Raw genomic sequence first — 22,673 nt, forward strand, 5'->3', positions numbered from 1 at the left:
GGTACGGCTCCGTTCTTATTCTGGGTTATTTATTGTTGGTTTTAAGCCGGGCTCAGGAACTCCCGTACGTAGTAGTCTAGCTCATCTTTTTCAGCCTGTGGGTCAAACCACCGTGAAGATACGGAACCGCGAAACCAAGTCAGCTGGCGTTTAGCTAACTGGCGTGTCGCGGCAATGGCCTGCTCCCGGAAAGTCTTCAGATCGGACTGTCCCGAAAGATGCTGCCAGGCCTGGCGGTACCCCACCGCCCGCATCGAGGGCAGATCCGGATGCAGTCGCGGATCGGCCATCAACCCACGGACTTCTTCGAGAAATCCATCTTCCAGCATCCGGTCGAAACGAAGGGCAATCCGGCGGTGCAGCTCACCACGGTCCTTCGGCGCAAGAACGATGGACAGAAGTCGGAACGGAAACACCGGTTTTTCAGCCTGTCGCTGCCAATCGGTTCGTGATTTTCCGCTCAGCCGATGGATTTCGAGCGCACGCAGAACCCGCTGCGGATCGTTCGGATGGATTCGGGCCGCACTGTCCGGATCCAGCGCCTGCAACTGGGCATGCATCGCCTGCCAGCCTTCGGACGCCGCCTGGGCCTTGAGCTCGGCACGTACGGCGTCATCCGCCGCCGGCATCTGCGACAAGCCCTCGATCAAGGCCCGGAAATACAGACCGGTACCGCCGACCAGCAACGGCACCTTACCCCGACCCGCCAGATCCTGCAGATGCGGCATGGCTTCACGTGCGAAATCGGCCGCCGAAAAAGTTTCATGAGGATCCCGTATGTCGATCATCCGGTGTGGGGCGATTTTCAGGGTCGCGGCATCCGGCTTGGCGGCACCGATATTCAGACGCCGATAGACCAAGGCCGAATCGACACTGACGATTTCCGTCCCGAGCCTCTGGCAAAGTTCCGCCGCATAGGCGGTCTTGCCGGATGCGGTCGGCCCCATGATGGCGATGACCGGTGGGGCCTGCATGGCGGCACTCAATAGCCGGGCTCGAGCTCGGTCCGTACCGCTTCAAAGCGTTCCTGCATTGCGCGCGATGCCGGCATACCGATTCGACTGGCCACGACAATGGCGACAGAGGCCAGGATGAATCCGGGAATGATTTCATATAGGCCGAACCAGGCAAATTGCTTCCAGACCACCACGGTGACCGCTCCGGTTACCATACCCGCCAGCGCACCGGCGCGCGTCATCTTTTTCCACCCCAAGGAGAAAAGAACGACAGGGCCGAAAGCCGCACCGAAACCGGCCCAGGCGTAACTGACCAGACCGAGCACACGGCTTTCCGGGTTGCTGGCCAAAGCGATTGCAACCAAGGCCACCAGCAAAACGGCGATCCGCCCGATCCAGACCAGCTCTTGCTGGCCGGCCTGCGGTCTGAGCAGTCCTTTGTAAAAATCCTCGGTCAGGGCGCTCGAACATACCAGCAGCTGGCAGCTGAGGGTGCTCATGATCGCGGCCAGAATGGCGGAAAGCAGGATGCCGGCGATCCATGGATTGAACAGCAGTGCGGACAATACGATGAATACACGCTCACTGTTGGCGGTGACCGGCGCTGCGTGATCGGGATGTTGGGCAAAATAGGCAATACCGAAGAAACCGACCGCCATGGCGCCGAGCAGGCAAAGCACCATCCAGATCATACCAATCCGTCGGGCAGACGGAATCGATTTGACCGAATCAACTGCCATGAAACGCGCGAGGATATGCGGCTGACCGAAATATCCAAGGCCCCAGGCCATGAGGGAAACGATACCGATGACCGTCGTGCCCTTGAAGAAATCGATGTTGGACGGATCGGCCTGAGCAATCAGGGCCAGACTGGGTTCAACTCCGCCCACGCTGAGGATGACGGCGATCGGCGTCAGAATCAGCGCGAAGATCATCAGGGTCGCCTGCACGGTGTCGGTCCAGCTGACCGCCAGAAAACCGCCGATCAGGGTATATGCGATGGTGGCCCCCGCGCCAAGCCATATGGCTTCAGCATAGGAAATGCCGAATACGGATTCGAAAAGCCGTGCCCCGGCGACAATGCCTGAAGCGGAATAGACGGCGAAGAACGCCAGAATGATCACTGCTGAAATGATGCGCAGCACGCGGGACTCGTCTTCGAAGCGCTGCGTGAAATAATCCGGAAGGGTCAAGGCGTTGTTGCAGCGTTCGGTATAGACGCGCAAGGGCCCGGCGACGTATTTCCAGTTGCACCAGGCCCCAAGAACCAATCCAATGGCGATCCAGGACTCCGAGAGTCCGCTGAGGAAAAGCGCTCCCGGCAGACCCAATAACAGCCAGCCACTCATATCCGAAGCGCCAGCGGACAACGCAGTCACAAAGCTGCCCATGTTTCGGCCGCCGAGGATATAGTCATCCAGGGTTTTAACGGATCGCCAAGCGACGAACCCGATTCCCAGCATCAGGAGGATGTAAAGCGCAAAGGTAATGGTTAAAGGCGTCCAGCTCATGGCTTTGGGTTTCCCGGTCGGTTCTGGAGTAATTACTCTAGTTGCACTAAGGTAGCATCGAACATCAACAACATGGTATACGGACGATGCAAAGACTGAAAGCCCTCCGTTACGCATTGGTATTCCTGCTACCCCTGCAGCTACTGCTTGCCATGCAATGGGGAACCCGGAGCGGTATGCCCGACCTGCTGGCCTGGTGGCCGCTTCTGTTTTTTTTCGTATTCCTCCCGGCAATTGACTTCGGCATCGGTCGCGACACGGTGAATGTCCAGACCGCCCAGGAACGTGAGGTCTCGGCCGATCCTGTGTTCAAGTGGCTTTGTCTTGCGGTATTGCCGGTGCAGATCGGAACCCTGTATCTATCGATGCAGTGGTTCGTGGCAACGGATCTCGGCCCGGTCGGAGTCATCGGCTGGCTGTTGTCCCAGGGCATCATCAGCGGCGCGCTGGCGATCAATACGGCGCATGAAATGATCCACAAGAACGGCCGTCTCGAGCAATGGGCGGGTGCTCTCCTGTTGATTACCGTCGGCTACCACGGCTTCAAAATCGAGCATCTGCGCGGACATCATGTGCATGTGTCGACGCCGGAAGATCCGTCAAGCGCTCCTTACGGCATGAGCATCTGGACATTTCTGCCTCAGGCCCTCCGGCGCAATAGCGTCAATGCATGGAAACTTGAAGCCGAACGTCTCCGTAAAGCGGGACTTTCGGTTATCGGTTGGCACAATGAGATGCTGGTGATGACCGCGATTTGGCTCGCGCTTGCGTCAGCGGTATTCGCCATAGCGGGCATCGAAGGACTGCTGTTCTTCCTGGCCCAGGGCCTGCTCGCGGCCGCAACTCTGGAAGTCATCAATTATGTCGAGCATTACGGACTGGAACGCCGTAAAACCGATGCCGGCTACGAACGCACCACGCATCTGCACAGCTGGAATTCGAGCTATGCCCTGTCGAATGCAATGCTGTTCAATCTGCAGCGGCACTCCGACCATCACGCGTATCCGAAACGCCGCTACGGCATCCTGCGCCATTTCGATGACTCCCCGCAGCTGCCCGCGGGCTACCCGACCATGTTCCTGTTGGCTTTGTGCCCGCCGCTGTGGCGCCGGGTCATGGATCCGCGGGTCAGGGCACACTACGCGGCATTGGCGTCCTAGTCATCCGGCCACTGGATGGCCGGCTTGGCTTTGATCGAATGGTCTTTGCGCGTCGCGCCTTGCACCGCCGCCAGCACCGACAGAACATCCTTGGTTTCAGCCACATCATGCACACGGATGATTCCGGCACCGTTCTGCGCCGCCAACATCGCCGCTGCTGCTGAGCCTGATACCCGGGCATCAACATCACGGCCGGTAATTTGACCGATCATCGATTTGCGGGAGAGCCCCGCCAAAACGGGAACACCGAGTTCGCAGAAATATCCGAGGTTGGCCAGCAAGGCCAGATTGTGCTCCAGATGCTTGCCGAACCCGAAGCCCGGATCGATGACCAGATTCTTCTTGGAGATGCCGGCCATTTCGCAGGCGAACATCCGCTCGGTCAGGAACTGCCGGACCTGCACCAGCACATCCTCATAGTGCACGGACTGCTGCATGGTGCGCGGATCGCCGGGCATGTGCATCAGACAGACCGGAACGCCGAGTTCGGCCGCGGCCGCCAGCGCCCCCTCATGACGCAGCGCGGCCACATCATTGATGAACCCTGCACCGGCGGCAACGGCAGCACGCATAACCTCCGGCTTGGACGTATCGATGCTGATCGGAACGCTGCAGCGCGTGGAGAGCGCTTTGATGACCGGAACGACGCGATTGAGCTCTTCCTCTAGGGAGACCGGCTCTGCATTCGGTCGCGTGGATTCCCCGCCGATGTCGAGCATGTCAGCACCCTGCTCGACCAGTTTGAGTGCATGCGCCACTGCGGACTCCGTATTAGCAAGCCGGCCACCGTCGGAAAAGGAGTCCGGGGTGACATTGACGATGGCCATGATTCTCGGCACGTCCAGCCTTAGAACATGGGGCCCGCATTGCAGGTTGGGACCGGTATCGAACATGAAATGCTCCTTAGTTGAGCAATAGCATAGCGCATGAAAAAGCCGGAACACGTTCCGGCTTTTTCAGTGATGGTGGAGTGACTCAGGTCTGCGGCATCGGACCGCCGATCGGGCCGGCACTGGGTTTATCGTCTTTACTGGTCCGGCCGGACTTGGCCCAGTCCAGTGGCGGGCCCGGAATGCGACCTTCCATCACTGCATCGATTTGGCTGACGTCGATGGTTTCATAGGTCAGCAAGGCTTCGGCCATCATATGCAGCTTGTCGGTATTGTCTTTGAGAATCTGGGTCGTACGCGCATAGGCACGGTCAAGGATGATACGTACGACCTCGTCGATTTTCTTGGCGGTGTCGTCGGAAACATGCTTGGTCTGCGACACCGAACGGCCGAGAAACACTTCGCCCTCATCTTCGGCATAGGCAATCGGACCGAGCTCGTCGGACAGACCCCATTTGGTGACCATGTTGCGGGCCATTTTGGTGGCGCGCTCGATGTCGTTGGAGGCACCGGTGGTGACTTTGTCGGCACCGAAAATAAGCTCCTCGGCAACGCGGCCGCCGTAGAGTGAACACAACTGGGACTCGATCGCGACCTTGTTATAGCTGTACTTGTCGCCTTCGGGCAGGTACATAGTGACGCCGAGTGCCCGACCGCGCGGAATGATGGTCACTTTGTACACCGGATCATGCTCGGGCACCATGCGGCCGACGATGGCGTGACCGGCTTCATGGTAGGCGGTAAGTTTCTTTTCGTCTTCGCTCATCACCATCGAGCGGCGCTCGGCACCCATCAGAATCTTGTCACGGGCCTTGTCGAAGTGCTCCATGCGCACTTCCTTTGCGTTTTCGCGGGCTGCGAACAGAGCCGCCTCGTTGACCAAATTGGCCAGATCCGCACCGGAAAATCCGGGCGTGCCGCGGGCGATGGTCATCGGCTCGACATCTTCATTCAGCGGCACTTTGCGCATATGCACTTTCAGAATTTGTTCGCGGCCTCTCACGTCGGGAAGACCGACCACGACCTGACGATCGAAGCGGCCCGGGCGCAGCAGCGCCGGATCGAGCACGTCCGGACGGTTGGTGGCGGCGATGACGATGACGCCCTCGCCACCTTCGAAACCGTCCATTTCGACCAGGAGCTGGTTGAGGGTCTGCTCGCGTTCGTCGTGGCCGCCACCCAGACCGGCACCACGGTGCCTGCCGACTGCATCGATTTCGTCGATGAAGATGATGCATGGTGAATGCTTTTTGGCGGTATCGAACATGTCGCGAACGCGCGAAGCACCGACGCCGACGAACATTTCGACGAAATCGGAACCGGAAATGGAGAAGAACGGTACTTTGGCCTCACCGGCGATGGCACGGGCCAGCAAGGTCTTGCCGGTACCGGGATTGCCGACCATCAGCACGCCACGCGGAATACGGCCGCCGAGCTTCTGGAATTTGGAAGGATCACGCAGGAACTCGACCAGTTCGCCGACTTCTTCTTTGGCCTCATCGCAACCGGCGACATCGGCGAAAGTGACCTTGACCTCGTTCTCGCCCTGCATTTTGGCACGCGAACGGCCGAAGCTCATCGCGCCCTTGCCGCCGCCCTGCTGCATCTGTTTGATGAAGTAGAAAGCAATGCCGAAGAACAGGATGTATGGCAGAATGTTCAGCACGATGGCCCAGAACGGCGGACCGGCGGCCGGCTTGGCCTGCACGATTTCGACCTTGCGCTTGACCAAGACATTGACCAGATCGCGGTCATAAGGACCCCAAGTCTGGCCGACACTGCCGTCACCACGGGTGTATTTCAGTTCGGTGCGGGCGCTGGAACTGTCTTCTGAAAACTCGACCTTGCTGACGGTGCCGGTATCGACTTCATCGAGGAATTTCGAATACGCCACTTCCGGTGTGTTCTTTCCGAACTCGGGGGAAAATGCGTTCATGACCGCCATCATCAGGAAGCCGACGACGACGAATACGATGATGTTCTTGGCCAGATCGTTCATTTTGTTCCTTCAGCGCTTGCCGGTTGCCAGCGCATAAACTTCGTTAGAACGGCGCCGTGAAGCCGCCGGTTTTCGGATGGTCAGTTTCTGATAGCGTGGACGGAGGTCTTTGACATATGCATCGAAACCTTCGCCATGAAACAGCTTGATCAGAAAATCACCGCCTTTTTTCAGGTGGGCATCGGCGAAGTCGCGCGCCAGTTCGGAAAGGTACATCGCGCGCGCTAGATCGACGGTATCCACACCAGACATATTGGGGGCCATATCCGATAAAACAAGGTCCACCGGTTTTTCGCCCACTAATGCCTGTAATTGAGACAATACCGATTCTTCCCTGAAGTCGCCGTGAATGAATTCGACTCCGGCGATGGGGGGCATTTCGAGGATATCGAGGGCGATGACCCGGCCTTTGTCGCCCATGACCTTGCGGGCCATCTGTGACCAGCCGCCGGGAGCGGCGCCCAGATCGACAACGGTCATTCCCGGCTTGATCAACCGGTCGCGCTCGAGCAGCTCTTCCAACTTGTAAGCCGCACGTGAACGCAGACCCTCGGACTGGGCCTTTTTGACATAAGGGTCGGCGAAGTGCTCTTTCAGCCAACGCTGGCTGCTTTTGCTGCGGGTAGCCATAATCGTTGTGGGCGTGGGGACGGGTTCATGATAACCTTTTATCCCCCTCACCGCATTGGGCCAAAGGTCATGACCACCCCCCTCAGTAATCCGCAGAAACGCTATCTGCGCGGGCTCGCACACGACCTGAAGCCCATCATCCTGGTTGGCGCCAAGGGCCCGAGCGAAGCCCTTTTGGCCGAACTGGACGGCGCTCTGGAGCGGCATGAGTTGCTGAAAGTGAAATTTGCTGCCGATGACCGCGACACACGTGACGCCTGGATCGCGCATCTGGTCGAACAGTCGAAGGCGGACCTGGTCGCCCGCATTGGCAATATCGTGGTACTGTTCCGCCGCAGCAAAGACAAGCCCTTGATTATCCTTCCCAAGGCCTGATGCAGATTTCACTGGAAAACCCGGATTATCGTTATATCTGCCGGGGCGTCAGTGCCTCGGGAGTTCGGGTGAATGACCGGGAAATCAGCACCAGTTTTCTACTGGGGCCGAACGTGCTGGTTGAAAACTGGCCATTGACCGATATTGGAACGCCTGCCCCCGAGGCCTGGGAGGCCGTTTTGGCGCTGAAACCATCGCTGTTCATTCTCGGCACCGGGGACAGCCAGATTTTCCCCGAACCGAAGCATCTGGCCTTCTTTCTGCAGCGCGGCATCGGCTTTGAAGTGATGAACAATGCTGCTGCGGCAAGGACCTTCAACATCCTGGCCCAAGAGGGCCGCAATGTCGTGGCGGGTTTCATCCTTCCGGGCTGATTGGTGCCGAGCCTCAGACCGTCATTGTTTCGGCATACGCAGGAATCACTGCATCCACATCGAAACGCATTTTCAGCGACAACGCGCAGGCTTTACGGGCATCGTCCTCACCGTGGACCAGGGCGATGCGGGGGTGTTCTGAAAAAGCACCGTACCAGTCCAGCAGGCCGGCCTGGTCGGTATGCGCCGACAGACCGCCGATGGTATGACGGTGCGCTTTGATTTTGATGTCATCACCGAACAGCTTGATCGAATCGATGCCGTCGACCAGAAGCCTGCCGAGAGTGCCGACCGACTGGTAACCGACAAACAGAATATGGTTCTTGGCACTGCCCAGATTGTGGCGCAGGTGATGTCGGATACGGCCGCCGTTGCACATGCCGGAGCCGGCGATGATGATGCAGCCACCGTTGTGCTCGTTGATGGCTTTGGAGTCTTCGACATCGGCGGTGTATTTCAGGTTGGGCAGCCGGAACGGATGCTGCTTGCCATGGAACATGGCCTTGGCATCGTCGTCGAACAATTCATCGTGGCGGTCATAGATATCAATGACTTTCGATGCCATCGGACTGTCCATGAACATGCGCCAGCGGCCGAGCTTCCAGTCCTCAAAGTGTTTTGCGAACCAGTACAGAAGCTCCTGGCTGCGCCCGACAGCGAAGGCCGGAATCAGGATGTTTCCGCCGGCCTTCCAGGCGGACTCGAAAATCTCACCCAGTTCCTGTACCGTAGCAGCACGCTCTCGATGCAGACGACCGCCATAGGTGGACTCCATCAGCACCAGATCGGCCTGCTGGAAGGGGTCTGGATCGCAAAGGATAGGCGTATTCAGTGGCCCGACATCGCCGGAGAACACCAAGGTGCGGGTTTCACCGCCCTCTACCGCCTGAATCCGGACACTGGCCGAACCGAGGATATGCCCGGCATCCTGAAGGGTGACCGTTACGCCCGGAAAGAGCGTTTCCGGCTTGCGGTAATCGAGTCTTTCCAGCTGGCGAACCACTTGGCCGACATCGTGACGGGTAAACAATGGCTTGTGGTGGTTATGACCGTCTTTACGGAACCGGTTGCGGCGCTCGGCATCCATCACGGCGAGCGACGCAGCATCCTCAAGCATTACCGGCAGCAGATCGGCTGTGGCGCGGTGGGTATAGATGGGGCCGTGATAGCCGAACTGTGACAGCACCGGCAGCCGGCCGCAGTGATCAATATGGGCATGGCTGAGAATGACGGCATCAATGGTCTTGACGTCGAAGTCGAAGGGTAATGCATTTTTGGCCTCTTCAATTTTACTGCCCTGGATCATGCCGCAATCGAGCAATATCCGCTTGCCAGCGGCCTCCACCAGATGACAGGATCCGGTAACAGCGCCGGCAGCGCCAAATACAGTGACCTTCATGTTCCACTCCTTGCTTGCATGCAATCCATACTAACAAAAAAGCCGGCTTGCGCCGGCTTTGGTTTATTTGCGGGATTCTTTGATTTCACGGAGCACATTCGGAGCCGGGAAAGCCTTGTCGATGATCCACAGCATGTAACGGGAGTCCACCGAAATCATCCGGTTGAGACTACCGTCATAGACCCAGTTGGAACTGACCGATTCCCAATTGCCATCAAACGCCAGACCGACCAGTTCGCCCTTGCCATTCATGACCGGCGATCCGGAGTTGCCGCCGGTGATGTCGAGGTTCGACAGGAAATTAACCGGCAAGGTACCGAGCTTGCTGTCAGCATAGCTCCCGTAATCCTTGGCAGCAACCAGATCCAGCACGCGCTTGGGTGCATTGAACGGTTCGTCCTTGCCCGCTTTTGCCGCCATGCCTTCAGCGGTGGTGAACGGCACATAGACCGCACCATCCTGAGGCTTGTAACCGGTGACATTGCCGTAGGTCAGACGCAGACTGCTGTTGGCATCCGGGTAGACCGCTTCGCCACGGCTGCGCTTGTAATCAATGACCGCCTGCAGATAGACCGGACGGTACTTGGCGTATTCGCCGCTGCGTGACTTGCCAGTATTTTCCACAGCCAACAGGCTGGGATACAGGGCGACCGCCAGTTTCACGATGCTGTCGTTGCTGGCTTCGAAATCGCTTTTACCGGCCTTCAGCCATTTTTCGCGCTCAACCAATTCGCCATAGCGCGTACCCGCGTATAGCGTATTCACCGTACGATCAACGGCAGCCTGATCATTGCCGCCCAGCCAGGCGTCCAAGGCCGGATTGCGCGAGCCCGCCGGAAGCTGGATGTACTGGCCAAGCCAGAAGGACATCAGCTGTTTTTCCATCGCCGGATGGTAGCGGTTCTGCAGTTCACGCACGCCGCCCTCAATGCGGGCGCGGTCGCGTTCCTGATAGCCCGGAGTGCGTTCGGCATTCGGCTTGGTGTTTTCCACCGCGAGCCGGTAGAGGCCGCGGGCATTGCCCAGCAGGCCCAGATTGGCAATCGATCCGACAACGGTATCCCGTTCCTGCGTCGCACGGTCCTGCATGTGAAGCGCCACAAGTTTGGCATGGGCATCGCGCGCGGCTTTACCTTTGGCGCCCTGCTTGTCGAGCCAATCCATTACGGCTTTTTCATCAGCGCGCTTGATGGCGGCGGCCCCGCTTTTGCGGAAGCCGAGCAGCTGGCCGTCATAGTTCTTCAGGGTATTTTCCCAGCCACGCACGGTATTGGCGTATTTGATTTCGATGTCCTTGTCGGTCTTTCCCGCGGCGTGCACAAGATCACGGACATTCTTCAAGTTCCGGCTGATGTAAGGGTAGGACCAGTTCTCGGTATTCTCGAATTCGGCCGCAAGTGCGTAGCGGTTGGTGCGGCCCGGATACCCTGCAACCATGACGAAATCGCCCTCGCGCAACGGATCGGCCGCCACGCGCAGCCAGTGCTTGTTGCGGTAGGGAATATTGTCTTTCGCGAATGCCGCCGGCTTGCCGTCCTTGCCGACGTAGGCGCGGATCAGGGTGAAATCACCGGTATGGCGCGGCCACATCCAGTTGTCGACTTCGCCGCCGTAATTGCCGATGCTGCCCGGAGGCGCATACACCAGACGCACATCGCGGATTTCAATCTGTTTGAACAGACGGTACTGCACCCCGCCGAAAAAGCTGGACACCGTGCAACGGTAACCGGCCTCGGCTTCGCACTCGGCCACAATGGCCTTGCTGGTGTTTTCCAGCGCCGCTTGGCGTTGCAGACCATCCATGCCTTCATTGACGGCGGCGTTCATGCGCGTGCTGACGTCGGTGATGGAATCCATGACGAAGATCCGGGAGTTCGGACCGGCATTGACTTCATCGGCATTCGTTTTGGCAATGAAGCCGTTACTGAGCAGATCATTCTGCGGAGTCGAATTCAGCTGGATACCGCCGTAGGCACAATGGTGGTTGGTGGCGACCAGACCATTCGGGGAAATGAAGGAGGCGGTACATCCGCCCAGACTGACCACGGCGCCCATCGGCTGCCCAGTCAAATCAGCGAACTCCGACGGGCTAAGGACCAATCCGGCTTTTTTCAACGGCCCGGCAATTTCGCCCAGTTGCTGCGGGACCCACATGCCCTCGTCAGCCTGAACGGATACCCCAGCCAACAGCATCAATGACAACAGTTTGATTCGCATACAACAGAACCTCTTTTCGGATTAAAACCCAATTATCCAACAAATCCGCATCAAGAGGGCGTCAATCGGCGAGCCGGGGCGTATAATGTGCGCCTTGAACCGGGAGCACCTTATGTCCGCCATGATGAAAGCCTTAGTCAAACGCCACGCCGAGAAAGGAATCTGGATGGAGCAGGTGCCCGTCCCAGAGGCCGGCCCCAACGAAGTCCTGATCAAGCTCGAAAAGACCGCCATCTGCGGTACCGATCTGCATATTTACAAATGGGACGAATGGAGCCAGCGCACCATCAAACCCGGCTTGGTCATCGGTCATGAATTCGTTGGGCGTATCGCGGCCATCGGTCCGGGTGTCACCGGCTATCAGCTCGGCGACCGGGTCTCGGCCGAGGGGCATATCGTCTGCGGCCATTGCCGCAATTGCCGGGCCGGCCGACAGCACCTGTGTCCGAACACCGTCGGCATCGGGGTCAACCGCAACGGCGCCTTCGCCGAATACATCGTGATGCCCGCTTCCAATCTCTGGCCGATTCCCGATCAGATTCCGAGCGAACTGGCCGCATTTTTCGATCCCTACGGCAATGCCGCACACTGCGCGTTGGAATTCGACGTGATCGGTGAAGATGTCCTGATTACCGGCGCCGGTCCGATCGGCATCATCGCTGCCGGCATCTGCAAACACATCGGTGCGCGCAATGTGGTGGTGACCGATGTCAATGATTACCGCTTGAAGCTCGCTGCGGACATGGGGGCAACCCGCGTCGTCAACGTTTCAAAGCAAAGCCTAAAGGACGTGATGGCCGAGCTGCACATGGAAGGTTTCGATGTCGGCCTTGAAATGAGCGGCGTACCGCAGGCCTTCAATGACATGCTCGACTGCATGTACCACGGCGGCAAGGTCGCCCTACTCGGCATTCTGCCCAAAGGCGCCGGCGTTGACTGGGACCGCATCATCTTCAAGGGTCTGACGGTGCAAGGTATTTACGGTCGCCGAATGTACGAAACCTGGTACAAGATGACCCAAATGGTATTGACCGGCTTTCCGCTGCAAAAGGTGCTGACCCACCAAGTCCACATTGACGACTTCCAGAAAGGCTTCGACTTGATGGAAGCCGGCGTCTGCGGCAAGGTCGTCTGCAGCTGGTAAGTGCTCGAAGCTAAAAAATCAGGATAAAAAAAGGGCGCCGGAGCGCCCCTTTTCATTTGCATCGGCTGAATTATTAACCGCCGATCTTGACGCTCAGCACGACAGAGTCGGAAGCGTTGAAGTTCAGGTTGGTGTCGTAGTAGTTCAGACCGAATTCCAGCGCGCCGAAGCTCTTGCTGACGCCGACGTTCCAGTCATTGTAGTCGCCAGCATCGGCGAAGGTACGGCCGAAACCGGCGTTCAGACTGTAATCGTTACCCAGATCCCAGTTGTTGCCGAGGTTCACATAGGTCACGTTTTCGCCGGTGTTGCTGTAGTCGTTGGTATAACCGACGGTCAGGGTGGCGACATCGTTCATGGCGAACTTGGTGATCAGTTCGTTGTAATCGATGTTGCCGTAGGTGGATTCCGCACCGTGGTAGGTGTAGCGGGTCAGCATGACATCGAGGTTGAACTTGTCACCCAGATCGGTGTTGTAACCGACATAGGCATCCAGTTCGATGGACGGACCGTCAGCTGCTTGGAAGTCGACGTTCGAACCCCAGGCGCCGGCGTAGAAGCCGCTGTCACCGAAGGCATAGTCGAGACCGCCCTGGAAGGCGACGTCACGGTTGGATTGGGAAACGCCGCGGAACACGTAATCGGAAACGATGCCGGCATTCCAGCTCAAGTTGGATTCTTCGGCTTCTTGGGCGAAGGAAACAGCCGGAGCTGCGAGCAGAGCGGCCAGAATGGCGGCTTTCAGATTCTTTTGCATTGAGATATCTCCAATGGTTTAGTTTAACAACAAGGCGGAATATGCCCCCTGCATACCAGTTTTAAACCAGTTAGCTGGCAACGATGTTAACGTATTTTTAGCAATCTGGGTAGCATGTTGTTGTTTATTCAACACTATTTAAGTTCCATTCAGAATTCAACATCACTTCAATGTCGGCAAATATAAATAATATAAATATATATTTCAATATGTTATGGAATTAGAGGGCCATTCGGCTGTAAAATAGGGCTTTCTTTAATGAGCGTCCACCATGAACAAAAGCGCCCTGGAATTCTATCAATCCGAGCTGGACAGCATTGAAAAACAGGGGCTGCTGAAGCGGGAACGCATCATCACCAGCGCCCAGTCCGCCGAAATCCAGCTGGAAGATGGCCGGACCGTGCTGAATTTCTGTGCCAACAACTACCTCGGATTGGCCGATAACCCCGACATCATCCAATCGGCCAAGGAGGCCCTCGACACGCATGGTTTCGGCATGGCCTCGGTCCGCTTCATCTGCGGGACCCAGGATCTGCACAAAACGCTTGAAGCCCGGATTGCGGCATTCTTCGGAACCGAGGACGCCATTTTGTACGCAGCCTGTTTCGACGCCAACGGCGGTCTTTACGAACCCTTGCTTGGCGAAAACGATGCCGTGATTTCCGACGCCCTGAACCATGCTTCAATCATCGACGGTGTCCGCCTCTGCAAGGCCAAACGCTTCCGTTATGACAACTGCGACATGGCCGGCCTGGAGGCCCAGCTTCAGGCCGCCGATGCCGCCGGTTGCCAGATCAAACTGATTACCAGCGATGGCGTGTTCTCGATGGACGGTTCGATTGCGCCGCTTGCCGAACTGACCGCACTCGCGGAGAAATACAACGCCCTGGTGCACATCGATGAATGCCATGCCACCGGCTTTCTGGGTGCCAGCGGGCGCGGTTCGGCTGAAGTACACGGGGTCATGGACAAAATCGACATCTTCACCGGCACGCTGGGCAAATCGCTCGGTGGCGCACTGGGTGGCTTCACCACCGGGCCGAAAGCGGTCATTGAACTGCTGCGCCAGCGCTCGCGGCCCTACCTTTTTTCAAATTCGCTGCCGCCGCCGGTGGTTGCCGCCGGCATCCGGGTTTTCGACATGCTGGCCGGTGCCGATGATCTGCGTCGGAAGCTCGAGGACAATACCCGAATCTTCCGTGAACAGATGACTCTCGCGGGCTTCACCATCAAACCCGGCACCCATCCGATTGTGCCGGTCATGCTGTTCGATGCGGTTCTGGCACAGGAATTCGCCCGACGTCTGCTCGATGAAGGCATTTACGCGGTCGGCTTCTTTTTTCCGGTGGTAGCCCAGGGACAGGCACGTATTCGCACGCAGATGAGTGCCGCGCATAGCCGTGAACACCTCGAGCGTGCGGTCGCCGCCTTCACGAAAGTCGGTCGCGAGCTAGGCGTGATTCAATAAAGTCAAATCATCCTCGGTCAGTTTTCGCCATTGCCCTTTCGGCAAACTGCCGAGCGGAAGCGCGCCGATGGCGGTTCGAATCAGGCGCAGCACACCGATGTCGAAGCCCTCGAGCAGCCGGCGTATCTGCCGGTTGCGCCCCTCATCAAGGACGATTTCCAGCCAGGCATTCTTTTGACCCTGACGAAGCAACTCAATGCGCTTGGCCGCGAGGAATCCGACTTCGGTCTGCACACCCGCTCTAAGACGTTTCAGCAGGCCCTGATCAGGAACGCAATCAATCTGGACATGATAGGTTTTATCCGGACCGGATTCCGGACTGGTAATGCCGGCAGCCCAGGCCGGATCATTGCAGAACAACAGCAGGCCTTCACTGGCTTTATCCAGTCTGCCGACCGGTGAGAGCCAAGGCATGTCTTCAGGCAAATAGTCGTAGACCGTGGCCCGCTGCTTTTCGTCCGAACGCGTGGTCAACAGACCGCGGGGCTTGTTCAGCATGATGGCCATGAATTGGCGGGTTTCAGCATGCCCTGCTCCGGTTTCAATGCGATCAAGACCCATGCGCACCGGATATTCTGGGTCACGGATGATTTTACCGTTAACCCGCACCATTCCGCCCATGATCTGCCGTGCAGCCTCGGTTCGGGAGGCCAGGCCCATTTTTGAAATTGCTCTTGCCAGGCCATGGCGTTTACTGGAAGCGGAAGCGGTAGTCATGCGTGTAGAATAAGTTAATCGAAAGGAGCACGCCATGGCAGAACACACCGCTGAAATCCACTGGACTGCAAAACCGCATGCCGACCAGCCCGACACCTTTTCCCGCGACCATACCGTTCGGCTGGAAAACGGCCATGAACTATTGAATTCTTCGGCGCCCGCCTATTTCGGAAACCCGTCCGCCTCGAATCCGGAAACCCTGCTGCTGGCGGCGCTGGCGTCCTGTCATATGCTGACCTTCCTGGCGATTGTCAGCAAGCGTGGATTCAGCGTGGCGGAGTATTCCGACCGTGCGGCGGGCACTCTGGGCAAGAATGCCGAAGGACGCATGGCCATCACCCATTGCACTCTGAGTCCGCAGATTACTTTTTCTGGCGAAAATCAACCCAGTGCCGAGGAATTGCAGCGATTCCATGACAGCGCACACCGAAACTGCTTCATCGCCAACAGCCTCAGTTGTACCGTCGATATCATCGCCTGACCCTTCACGGCGGTATCACCGCACCAACGCGAAAATGCCACAATGATACCCAAATCGTCCCGCACCGCATCCATCATTGCCTGGTTCGACAGTGATGCCGTCGATGGCTCAGCCGCCAAGGGTATTGCCTGGCTCCGCGTTATTCCCTTCATCGCGCTGCATATCGCCTGCTTTGCTGTGTTTTGGGTCGGTTACTCCCACACTGCACTGATTGCGATGCTTCTGGCCTACGCCGTCCGCATGTTCGCCATTACCGGCTTCTATCACCGCTATTTTTCCCATAAAACCTTCAAAACACATGCCTGGATGGAAGCCCTGTTCGCCTTCATCGGCGCCAGCAGCGCGCAGCGTGGTGCGCTGTGGTGGGCTGCCCACCACCGCAAGCACCATCGCCATTCCGATACCGAACATGATCTGCACAGCCCGCGCCACGGGTTCTGGCAAAGCCACATGCTCTGGTTCCTCAACCACCATGCATTCACAACCGACTATTCGGTGATACAGGACTTTGCCAAACGCCCCATACTGCGCTGGCTCAACCGGTTCGATATGCTTGCCCCGTTCGTACTCGCCATCTTCATGTACGGAACCGGCGCCCTGCTCGAGCATATCGCGCCGCAACTGGGCACCTCCGGCCCACAGCTGCTGGTCTGGGGCTTCGTGGTGTCGACTGTGCTGTTGTTCCATGTCACGGTCAGCATCAACTCGGTAGCCCATGTCTGGGGGCGCCGACGCTATCAAACCGGAGATGACAGCCGAAACAATGCCCTGCTGGCTTTACTTACTTTCGGCGAGGGCTGGCACAACAACCACCACCACTACCCGAACAGCGCCCGTCAGGGCTTTTTCTGGTGGGAATTCGACCTGACCTACCTGACACTGCGCAGCATGCAGGTGCTGGGCCTGACCTGGGACCTCAAACCCGTTCCGGTCCACGTCAAACGGCAATCGGCATGAAAATCGCGGTCATCGGCAGTGGCATCGCGGGCATCAGTGCCGCCTGGGCCTTGTGCAGGCAGCATGAAGTCGTGTTGTTTGAAAAGGAAAATCGCTTGGGTGGGCATACCCACACCCATGACATCGCCATGGATGGAAAAAATTACCGCATCGACTCGGGCTTCATCGTCCACAACCCGGAAAACTATCCGCTGTTCAGCGCCTTCCTGAAAGAGCTGGGTGTGCCGACCAAAACCACCGAGATGAGTTTCGCCGTCCATAACCGTGTGCTCGGCATGTTCTATAATGCGCACGATCTGGGCGGCCTGTTCTGCCAGAGGCGCAATCTAGTGTCACCCGCTTTCTGGCGCATGCTGAGTGAAATCCGCCGCTTTTATGCGGAATGCCCTGCCCTGCTGGCCTCTGATGAGGACGGCCCCGCGCTGGGTGACTATCTCCATGCCAACGGATACAGCACCTTTTTCATCGAAAACCACCTGATTCCCATGGCCAGCGCGCTGTGGTCCTCGCCGAGCCAGCGCATCCTGGACTTTCCTGCAAAGTATCTGGTGGCATTCATGGCCAACCACCATATGCTGCAGATCACTGACCGGCCGCTTTGGCGGGTACTTGAGAACGGATCCAGCAGTTACATTGAAAAGATTTCCAGAGTATGGCCGGTCACGGTACGTCTGGATTCACCGGTTCGACGGGTGCTTCGCAGCGATGACGCCGTTGCCGTTACCACCGATCACGCTACCGAGCATTTCGACCAGGTCGTGTTCGCCAGTCACAGCGACCAAACCCTGATGATGCTGGCCGATGCCGACACCCGTGAGCGCGAGATTCTCGGCGCCATCCGCTATCAAGCCAACGAAACCATACTGCACTGCGATGCTTCGGTTTTGCCACCGGACCGGCGCGCGTGGGCAGCATGGAATGCCGATATCCCCAGCAATCCGGATGCACCGTGCACGGTGAGTTACTGCATGAACATTCTGCAGGGAATTGAAAGCCCCGAGCCGTTCATCGTCAGCCTGAATCAACGCAACCAGATTGACCCCGCCAAGATCCTAGCGGTCATGCAATACCACCACCCGGTCTATGACCATGCTATGGTCCGTGCGCAATTCCGGCAAAATGAAATCCAGGGCAAACGCCGGAGTTGGTTCTGCGGTGCCTACTGGGGCTTCGGATTCCATGAAGACGGATTCCGTAGCGGCCATGAGGTTGCCGAAGGCATTCTCGCCTTATGATCCAGGTGCAGACCGATGCGATTTACGTCGGACATATCGGTCACCGCCGTTTCACTCTGAAACCGCATGCCTTCCGTTACCGCATTTTCCAGCTGTATCTCGACATCAGCCGCATCGAACAGACGCTGAAGCCTTTCTGGTTCTGCTCGATCGGACGCTTCAACTGGCTCGGCTACCGGCGCTCGGATTATTTCGGGGACACGTCCCTGCCACTGGATACCGCCGTACGCCGGCATGTGCAGAGCGAAACGGGAACCACGCACGAGGGGCCGATCTTTCTGCTCAGCCATCTGCGGGTTTTTGGCTTTGTCATCAATCCCGTCAGCTTCTACTATGGCTACGCTCCGGATGGATTTACGCTGCGCTGGATTCTGGCGGAAATCACCAATACCCCCTGGGGCGAACGCTACAGCTATTTTCTGCCAATGGATTCTGCCGGCGGCAAGGATGGTGCAGGCTGCTGGCATTTCCCGAAACGTTTTCATGTCTCGCCGTTCCTGCCGATGGCTCTTGACTACGATTGGCGATTCAGCCGGCCGGATGATCGTCTGGCTGTTTACATGCGGGTCGAGCAGGCCGGAGAAAAGCAATTTGACGCGACCTTGACCCTGCAACGGCGACAATTGACTGTAGCAAACCTGCTACGCCAGCTCCTGCTGCAACCCTGGATGAGCGCCACGGTGGCGTTCGGCATTTACTGGAATGCGCTGCGGCTCTGGCTGAAGCGGGTTCCCTTCCATTCCCATCCCAAGGCCGACCATGATCCGAACTGACTCCGACACCATAACCAGCGGGCACCGACTGACCGGTATCGATGCCGTGGTGCGCAACCAGGTTCTGGGAAAACTCAGCAATCTCCAGCATGGCCATCTGAAGGTTTGTGAGAGTGGCGTGTGCCGGATATACGGTGACGAGGGCCTACCCGGATTCGGCACACTGACCGTCAAGGATGGTCGTTTTTACAGCAAACTCGCTTTTGGGGGGTCAGTCGGATCAGCCGAATCCTACATGGACGGCGACTGGCAGACGGATGACCTGGTCGGGCTGATGCGTCTCCTGATTCGTAACCGAAACCTGTTGGATGCCATGGAGGGCGGTGGCGCACGTTTCGCCGGATGGCTGATGAAAGCCGCGCATGCGCTGCGGCGCAATACCCGCAGTGGCAGCCGTAAAAACATCGCAGCCCACTATGACCTCGGCAATGCACTGTTCGAACTTTTTCTTGATCCGAGCCTGATGTATTCTTCGGCCGTATTCGATCAAGAGGGTATGACGCTCGAGCAGGCATCCCAGCGTAAACTGCAGTTGATCTGCGAGAAACTGGAACTGCGCGCCGATGACCATCTGATTGAAATCGGCACCGGCTGGGGCGGCATGGCCATTTATGCCGCCAAGCACACCGGATGCCGAGCCACCACCACCACGATCTCACAGGAGCAATATGACCTGGCGAAGGCGCGAGTCGAGGCAGAAGGCCTTCAGGACCGCATCACCCTCCTGTTCGAGGATTACCGCGACCTCGATGGCCAATTCGACAAGCTCGTTTCAATCGAAATGATCGAAGCCATCGGTCATCAGTTCCAGGACACCTATTTCGCCAAATGCGCCAGTCTGCTGAAGCCTGGGGGCAAGGCACTGATTCAGGCCATTACCATCGAAGACCATCGCTACCAACAAGCGCTGGATAGTGTTGATTTCATCAAGCGCTATATCTTCCCCGGAAGCTACATCCCCTGCGTGAGCGCCATGGTCTCGTCCGCGGCCCAAGCTGGAAAACTGCGCCTTCTCGACCTCCAGGACATCGGTGACAGCTACGCCAAGACCATCCACGCCTGGCGTGAGCGTTTCCTGTCCCGGGAGTCAGATGTATTGGCGCTCGGTTATGATCGGCGATTTCTGCGCATGTGGGATTTCTATCTGGCCTACTGCGAGGCAGGCTTCCTGGAGCAATCCATCAGTGACGTGCATCTGCTCTTAGGCAAGGAACGGTATCCCGCATGAACACTATCAAGCTACCGCCCTGGACCTGGACCGTACTGAATGTCATCGGCTTCCAGGCGGTCTGGCTGGTCAGCGTCATCAGCGCCGGGCGCGGGGTCTGGTGGCCCGGCCTGGTCGTCGCGGCAGTATTTGCCGTACTTACGCTCGCATTCACTCCGGAACGCCACCGGGATCTGCGTACCTTGTGCATCGCACTGCCTGTGGGCTTCGCCATGGACAGCATTCTCGTGCAATCGCAGTGCCTGCAGTTCGCCAGCCCCTACCCAATCCCCGGTCTGGCGCCGATTTGGATCATGGCGCTCTGGCTGGGCTTCGCGCTGACCCTAAACCACTCGTTGCGTAGCATCTACGCGAAAGCACTGCCCACCTTCCTGTTCGGTCTACTGGGTGGTCCTGTCGCCTATGGCATCGCATCAATGCGATTCGAAGCGATGTCGATCCAGGGAGGAACCCTGCAATGTGCGATCTGGGTCGGTCTGGTCTGGGGCTTCGGCCTGAGCGCGATTCGCTGGATTGATTTGCGCAGCTCACTCTTCACAAAAGGACAGACCGCATGAGCTTACTTTTGACCATTTCCATCATTTTCGGATTCAGTGCTGCAGCTATGGCTCTGGTCTGGATGCTTGCCCTGAAAATCCGAAATATCGGCATCGTGGATGTCGCATGGGCAGGCCTGATGGCACTCGCAGGTATTTTTTGCGCCCTTGTAGCGGAAGGTTCAGTCATGGCCCGACTTTCGGTAGGCCTGTTTTCCGGATTGTGGGGACTGCGTTTATTCCTTTCGCTGTATGTGCGCGTGCGCCATGAACCCGAAGATGGTCGCTATCAGGCCTTGCGTGCAGCCTGGAATGGCAGTCCGGCGAAACTGTTCGTGTTCTTCCAAGGCCAGGCAGTCATCGTGGCTTTGTTCAGCCTTCCGTTCATTGCCGCCGCCAACAATCCAAACGTGAGTCTCGACTTCTGGTTTCTCGCTGCCGTTGCTGTCTTTGTAATCAGCGTTGCCGGAGAGTCGCTGGCTGACCGGCAACTGGCGGCATTCCGGGGCAATGCCGCCAACCGCGGGAAAACCTGCCGGAGTGGAATGTGGGCATGGTCGCGGCATCCAAATTATTTTTTCGAATGGCTGCACTGGTTCGCCTACCTGTTTCTCGCCATCGGTAGTCCGCAGTTCTGGCTGAGCCTGATCGGACCGGTGGTCATGCTGGCCTTCCTGTACCGCGTCAGCGGCATCCCGTGGACCGAAGCCCAGGCGTTGCGCTCCCGCGGCGATGACTACCGGCGTTACCAGAACGAGGTCAGCGCTTTCTTTCCCCTGCCCCCGAAGCCATCCAAAAACGGAGCCTTATGAGCCTTATCGATTTCGCCGAACGCGGTCTGTTGCCGGATGCGCTCATCCGACATGGCATCCGACAACTCTGCCGTCAACGACTGCAGGACGAAGGACTTGCCGATGCCGGAAGCGCGGATGCGCGATTCAACCAACTGATTGCCGAACTGAAATCCAGTCCGATTGCCATCGAGACCCAGGCGGCCAACGAACAGCACTACGAACTTCCGACGGAGTTTTTCCAGCTTTGTCTGGGTAAACGCCTGAAGTATTCATCGGCATTTTATCCCGAGGGCAATGAGTCGCTCGATGCCGCCGAGGAGCAAATGCTGCGGATGTACGGCGAACGCGCGGAATTGGCCGATGGTCAGGACATCCTGGAGCTCGGTTGCGGCTGGGGTTCGCTGACGCTGTGGATGGCGGAACAATATCCGAATGCACGCATTACCGCCGTCTCGAATTCGGCCACGCAGCGGGCCCATATCGAGGAGCGTTGTGTGGAACGCGGATTTAGCAATGTCACCGTGCTGACACGCGACGTCAACGTGCTGGATTTCGAAAGCGACCGGTTCGACCGTTGCGTTTCGGTGGAGATGTTCGAGCACATGCGCAACTACCGCAGTCTATTGAACGGCATCAGCCGCTGGCTGAAACCGGACGGCAAACTGTTCGTACACATCTTCGTGCACCGCTACCTGATGTATCCGTTCGAGACCGGCGGCGATGACAACTGGATGGGCCGCTACTTCTTCACCGGGGGCCTGATGCCCTCGGCAGATACCCTGCTGCATTTTTCCGAGGATCTGTCCGTCGAACAGCGTTGGCTGGTTCCGGGCCGCCACTATGCCCGCACCAGCAATCAATGGCTGGAAAACCAGGACCGCAACCGCGCACGTATTCTGGAAATCCTTACTGAAACCTACGGCGCACAAAACGCTGCAGTCTGGTCTCAGCGCTGGCGCATGTTCTGGATGGCCTGCGCCGAACTGTTCGCTTACAACGACGGCAACGAGTGGATGGTGGCGCACTACCGCTTCACCAATAAAAAACCCGGCTGAGCCGGGTTTTTCATCTT

The 22,673-nt window shown here is 57.8% G+C and carries 22 protein-coding genes; 13 read left to right on the forward strand and 9 right to left on the reverse strand.

Annotated features, from left to right (window positions below; translation table 11 throughout):
• Positions 1–41 precede the first annotated feature (41 nt).
• Positions 42–974: a tRNA (adenosine(37)-N6)-dimethylallyltransferase MiaA gene (gene miaA, locus ACIQ1A_RS02640; protein ID WP_395769529.1), complete on the reverse strand. Its 933-nt coding sequence runs from the start codon at positions 972–974 to the stop codon at positions 42–44.
• Positions 975–982: 8 nt separating this feature from the next.
• Complete coding sequence (gene putP / locus ACIQ1A_RS02645) at positions 983–2,467, reverse strand: sodium/proline symporter PutP (protein ID WP_395769530.1); 1,485 nt, start codon at positions 2,465–2,467, stop codon at positions 983–985.
• 86 nt (positions 2,468–2,553) lie between these two features.
• On the opposite strand from putP, the gene ACIQ1A_RS02650 reads away from it, so the two are divergent.
• Positions 2,554–3,627 carry an alkane 1-monooxygenase gene (locus tag ACIQ1A_RS02650; protein ID WP_395769531.1) on the forward strand — a complete coding sequence of 358 codons (1,074 nt, stop codon included), beginning with the start codon at positions 2,554–2,556 and terminating at the stop codon, positions 3,625–3,627.
• Here the strand turns inward: ACIQ1A_RS02650 and folP are convergent.
• The 3 genes from folP to rlmE form a co-directional block, all read right to left on the reverse strand.
• The gene (gene folP / locus ACIQ1A_RS02655) at positions 3,624–4,520 is read right to left on the reverse strand and encodes a dihydropteroate synthase (protein WP_395769532.1); all 897 of its coding nucleotides are present in this window, start codon (positions 4,518–4,520) and stop codon (positions 3,624–3,626) included. The two genes, ACIQ1A_RS02650 and folP, sit on opposite strands and share 4 nt — an antisense overlap.
• Positions 4,521–4,602: 82 nt before the next feature.
• Entirely contained in the window at positions 4,603–6,516 is a 1,914-nt protein-coding gene (gene ftsH, locus ACIQ1A_RS02660) for an ATP-dependent zinc metalloprotease FtsH (protein ID WP_395769533.1), read from the reverse strand.
• Positions 6,517–6,525: 9 nt separating this feature from the next.
• Positions 6,526–7,146 (reverse strand): 23S rRNA (uridine(2552)-2'-O)-methyltransferase RlmE, encoded by a 621-nt coding sequence (rlmE, locus tag ACIQ1A_RS02665; protein ID WP_395769534.1) that lies wholly within the window; start codon positions 7,144–7,146, stop codon positions 6,526–6,528.
• A gap of 69 nt (positions 7,147–7,215) precedes the next feature.
• Between rlmE and yhbY the strand changes: the two genes are divergently transcribed.
• Positions 7,216–7,521 (forward strand): ribosome assembly RNA-binding protein YhbY, encoded by a 306-nt coding sequence (gene yhbY / locus ACIQ1A_RS02670; RefSeq protein WP_297799403.1) that lies wholly within the window; start codon positions 7,216–7,218, stop codon positions 7,519–7,521.
• Positions 7,521–7,895, forward strand: a complete 375-nt coding sequence (locus tag ACIQ1A_RS02675; protein WP_395769535.1) for an Mth938-like domain-containing protein — start codon at positions 7,521–7,523, stop codon at positions 7,893–7,895. Before yhbY ends, ACIQ1A_RS02675 begins: the two co-directional genes overlap by 1 nt.
• 13 nt (positions 7,896–7,908) lie before the next feature.
• On the opposite strand, the gene ACIQ1A_RS02680 is transcribed toward ACIQ1A_RS02675, so the two are convergent.
• Positions 7,909–9,294 (reverse strand): MBL fold metallo-hydrolase RNA specificity domain-containing protein, encoded by a 1,386-nt coding sequence (locus ACIQ1A_RS02680; protein ID WP_395769536.1) that lies wholly within the window; start codon positions 9,292–9,294, stop codon positions 7,909–7,911.
• A 63-nt stretch (positions 9,295–9,357) separates the two neighbouring features.
• Positions 9,358–11,448 carry a S46 family peptidase gene (locus ACIQ1A_RS02685; RefSeq protein ID WP_395769669.1) on the reverse strand — a complete coding sequence of 697 codons (2,091 nt, stop codon included), beginning with the start codon at positions 11,446–11,448 and terminating at the stop codon, positions 9,358–9,360.
• Positions 11,449–11,635: 187 nt separating this feature from the next.
• On the opposite strand from ACIQ1A_RS02685, the gene tdh reads away from it, so the two are divergent.
• Complete coding sequence (tdh, locus tag ACIQ1A_RS02690; RefSeq protein ID WP_395769670.1) at positions 11,636–12,655, forward strand: L-threonine 3-dehydrogenase; 1,020 nt, start codon at positions 11,636–11,638, stop codon at positions 12,653–12,655.
• A gap of 73 nt (positions 12,656–12,728) precedes the next feature.
• Here tdh and ACIQ1A_RS02695 read toward each other — a convergent pair whose 3' ends face one another.
• Positions 12,729–13,412, reverse strand: coding sequence for a TorF family putative porin (locus tag ACIQ1A_RS02695; protein WP_395769537.1), 684 nt, complete (start codon positions 13,410–13,412; stop codon positions 12,729–12,731).
• A 271-nt stretch (positions 13,413–13,683) separates the two neighbouring features.
• Between ACIQ1A_RS02695 and kbl the strand changes: the two genes are divergently transcribed.
• Complete coding sequence (gene kbl, locus ACIQ1A_RS02700; RefSeq protein WP_395769538.1) at positions 13,684–14,880, forward strand: glycine C-acetyltransferase; 1,197 nt, start codon at positions 13,684–13,686, stop codon at positions 14,878–14,880.
• Here the strand turns inward: kbl and ACIQ1A_RS02705 are convergent.
• The gene (locus ACIQ1A_RS02705; RefSeq protein WP_395769539.1) at positions 14,863–15,633 is read right to left on the reverse strand and encodes a pseudouridine synthase; all 771 of its coding nucleotides are present in this window, start codon (positions 15,631–15,633) and stop codon (positions 14,863–14,865) included. The genes kbl and ACIQ1A_RS02705 overlap by 18 nt on opposite strands.
• Here ACIQ1A_RS02705 and ACIQ1A_RS02710 point away from each other — a divergent pair.
• Genes ACIQ1A_RS02710 through ACIQ1A_RS02745 form a run of 8 tightly spaced genes read left to right on the forward strand, consistent with a single transcriptional unit; the run spans position 15,632 to position 22,656 of the window.
• A complete protein-coding gene (locus tag ACIQ1A_RS02710; protein WP_395769540.1) occupies positions 15,632–16,078 on the forward strand; it encodes an OsmC family protein in 447 nt (148 codons plus the stop codon). The two genes, ACIQ1A_RS02705 and ACIQ1A_RS02710, sit on opposite strands and share 2 nt — an antisense overlap.
• 42 nt (positions 16,079–16,120) lie before the next feature.
• Positions 16,121–17,035, forward strand: coding sequence for an acyl-CoA desaturase (locus tag ACIQ1A_RS02715; protein WP_395769541.1), 915 nt, complete (start codon positions 16,121–16,123; stop codon positions 17,033–17,035).
• A complete protein-coding gene (locus ACIQ1A_RS02720; protein WP_395769542.1) occupies positions 17,032–18,270 on the forward strand; it encodes an NAD(P)/FAD-dependent oxidoreductase in 1,239 nt (412 codons plus the stop codon). Before ACIQ1A_RS02715 ends, ACIQ1A_RS02720 begins: the two co-directional genes overlap by 4 nt.
• Entirely contained in the window at positions 18,267–19,043 is a 777-nt protein-coding gene (locus ACIQ1A_RS02725; RefSeq protein WP_395769543.1) for a DUF1365 domain-containing protein, read from the forward strand. The genes ACIQ1A_RS02720 and ACIQ1A_RS02725 overlap by 4 nt, the downstream gene beginning before the upstream one ends.
• Entirely contained in the window at positions 19,030–20,271 is a 1,242-nt protein-coding gene (locus tag ACIQ1A_RS02730; protein ID WP_395769544.1) for a class I SAM-dependent methyltransferase, read from the forward strand. The genes ACIQ1A_RS02725 and ACIQ1A_RS02730 overlap by 14 nt, the downstream gene beginning before the upstream one ends.
• Positions 20,268–20,828, forward strand: coding sequence for a DUF2878 domain-containing protein (locus ACIQ1A_RS02735; protein ID WP_395769545.1), 561 nt, complete (start codon positions 20,268–20,270; stop codon positions 20,826–20,828). The genes ACIQ1A_RS02730 and ACIQ1A_RS02735 overlap by 4 nt, the downstream gene beginning before the upstream one ends.
• Complete coding sequence (locus ACIQ1A_RS02740; protein WP_395769546.1) at positions 20,825–21,619, forward strand: DUF1295 domain-containing protein; 795 nt, start codon at positions 20,825–20,827, stop codon at positions 21,617–21,619. Before ACIQ1A_RS02735 ends, ACIQ1A_RS02740 begins: the two co-directional genes overlap by 4 nt.
• Positions 21,616–22,656 carry an SAM-dependent methyltransferase gene (locus ACIQ1A_RS02745; RefSeq protein ID WP_395769547.1) on the forward strand — a complete coding sequence of 347 codons (1,041 nt, stop codon included), beginning with the start codon at positions 21,616–21,618 and terminating at the stop codon, positions 22,654–22,656. Before ACIQ1A_RS02740 ends, ACIQ1A_RS02745 begins: the two co-directional genes overlap by 4 nt.
• Positions 22,657–22,673: the final 17 nt, after the last annotated feature.

Origin of the sequence: Arenimonas sp. (assembly GCF_044353605.1) — a bacterium.
Taxonomy (GTDB): domain Bacteria; phylum Pseudomonadota; class Gammaproteobacteria; order Xanthomonadales; family Xanthomonadaceae; genus Arenimonas.

What these genes read in the sequence shown, in the direction of transcription:
- ACIQ1A_RS02745 (WP_395769547.1), top strand. Translation starts at nt 21,616, where the DNA reads ATGAGCCTTATCGATTTCGCCGAACGCGGTCTGTTGCCGGATGCGCTC.
- ACIQ1A_RS02710 (WP_395769540.1), top strand. Translation starts at nt 15,632, where the DNA reads ATGGCAGAACACACCGCTGAAATCCACTGGACTGCAAAACCGCATGCC.
- ACIQ1A_RS02715 (WP_395769541.1), top strand. Translation starts at nt 16,121, where the DNA reads ATGATACCCAAATCGTCCCGCACCGCATCCATCATTGCCTGGTTCGAC.
- ACIQ1A_RS02740 (WP_395769546.1), top strand. Translation starts at nt 20,825, where the DNA reads ATGAGCTTACTTTTGACCATTTCCATCATTTTCGGATTCAGTGCTGCA.
- putP (WP_395769530.1), bottom strand. Translation starts at nt 2,467, where the DNA reads ATGAGCTGGACGCCTTTAACCATTACCTTTGCGCTTTACATCCTCCTG.
- ACIQ1A_RS02705 (WP_395769539.1), bottom strand. Translation starts at nt 15,633, where the DNA reads ATGGCGTGCTCCTTTCGATTAACTTATTCTACACGCATGACTACCGCT.
- folP (WP_395769532.1), bottom strand. Translation starts at nt 4,520, where the DNA reads ATGTTCGATACCGGTCCCAACCTGCAATGCGGGCCCCATGTTCTAAGG.
- ftsH (WP_395769533.1), bottom strand. Translation starts at nt 6,516, where the DNA reads ATGAACGATCTGGCCAAGAACATCATCGTATTCGTCGTCGTCGGCTTC.
- ACIQ1A_RS02720 (WP_395769542.1), top strand. Translation starts at nt 17,032, where the DNA reads ATGAAAATCGCGGTCATCGGCAGTGGCATCGCGGGCATCAGTGCCGCC.
- ACIQ1A_RS02725 (WP_395769543.1), top strand. Translation starts at nt 18,267, where the DNA reads ATGATCCAGGTGCAGACCGATGCGATTTACGTCGGACATATCGGTCAC.
- ACIQ1A_RS02675 (WP_395769535.1), top strand. Translation starts at nt 7,521, where the DNA reads ATGCAGATTTCACTGGAAAACCCGGATTATCGTTATATCTGCCGGGGC.
- miaA (WP_395769529.1), bottom strand. Translation starts at nt 974, where the DNA reads ATGCAGGCCCCACCGGTCATCGCCATCATGGGGCCGACCGCATCCGGC.
- ACIQ1A_RS02685 (WP_395769669.1), bottom strand. Translation starts at nt 11,448, where the DNA reads ATGTGGGTCCCGCAGCAACTGGGCGAAATTGCCGGGCCGTTGAAAAAA.
- ACIQ1A_RS02735 (WP_395769545.1), top strand. Translation starts at nt 20,268, where the DNA reads ATGAACACTATCAAGCTACCGCCCTGGACCTGGACCGTACTGAATGTC.
- rlmE (WP_395769534.1), bottom strand. Translation starts at nt 7,146, where the DNA reads ATGGCTACCCGCAGCAAAAGCAGCCAGCGTTGGCTGAAAGAGCACTTC.
- tdh (WP_395769670.1), top strand. Translation starts at nt 11,636, where the DNA reads ATGAAAGCCTTAGTCAAACGCCACGCCGAGAAAGGAATCTGGATGGAG.
- ACIQ1A_RS02730 (WP_395769544.1), top strand. Translation starts at nt 19,030, where the DNA reads ATGATCCGAACTGACTCCGACACCATAACCAGCGGGCACCGACTGACC.
- ACIQ1A_RS02695 (WP_395769537.1), bottom strand. Translation starts at nt 13,412, where the DNA reads ATGCAAAAGAATCTGAAAGCCGCCATTCTGGCCGCTCTGCTCGCAGCT.
- kbl (WP_395769538.1), top strand. Translation starts at nt 13,684, where the DNA reads ATGAACAAAAGCGCCCTGGAATTCTATCAATCCGAGCTGGACAGCATT.
- yhbY (WP_297799403.1), top strand. Translation starts at nt 7,216, where the DNA reads ATGACCACCCCCCTCAGTAATCCGCAGAAACGCTATCTGCGCGGGCTC.
- ACIQ1A_RS02650 (WP_395769531.1), top strand. Translation starts at nt 2,554, where the DNA reads ATGCAAAGACTGAAAGCCCTCCGTTACGCATTGGTATTCCTGCTACCC.
- ACIQ1A_RS02680 (WP_395769536.1), bottom strand. Translation starts at nt 9,294, where the DNA reads ATGAAGGTCACTGTATTTGGCGCTGCCGGCGCTGTTACCGGATCCTGT.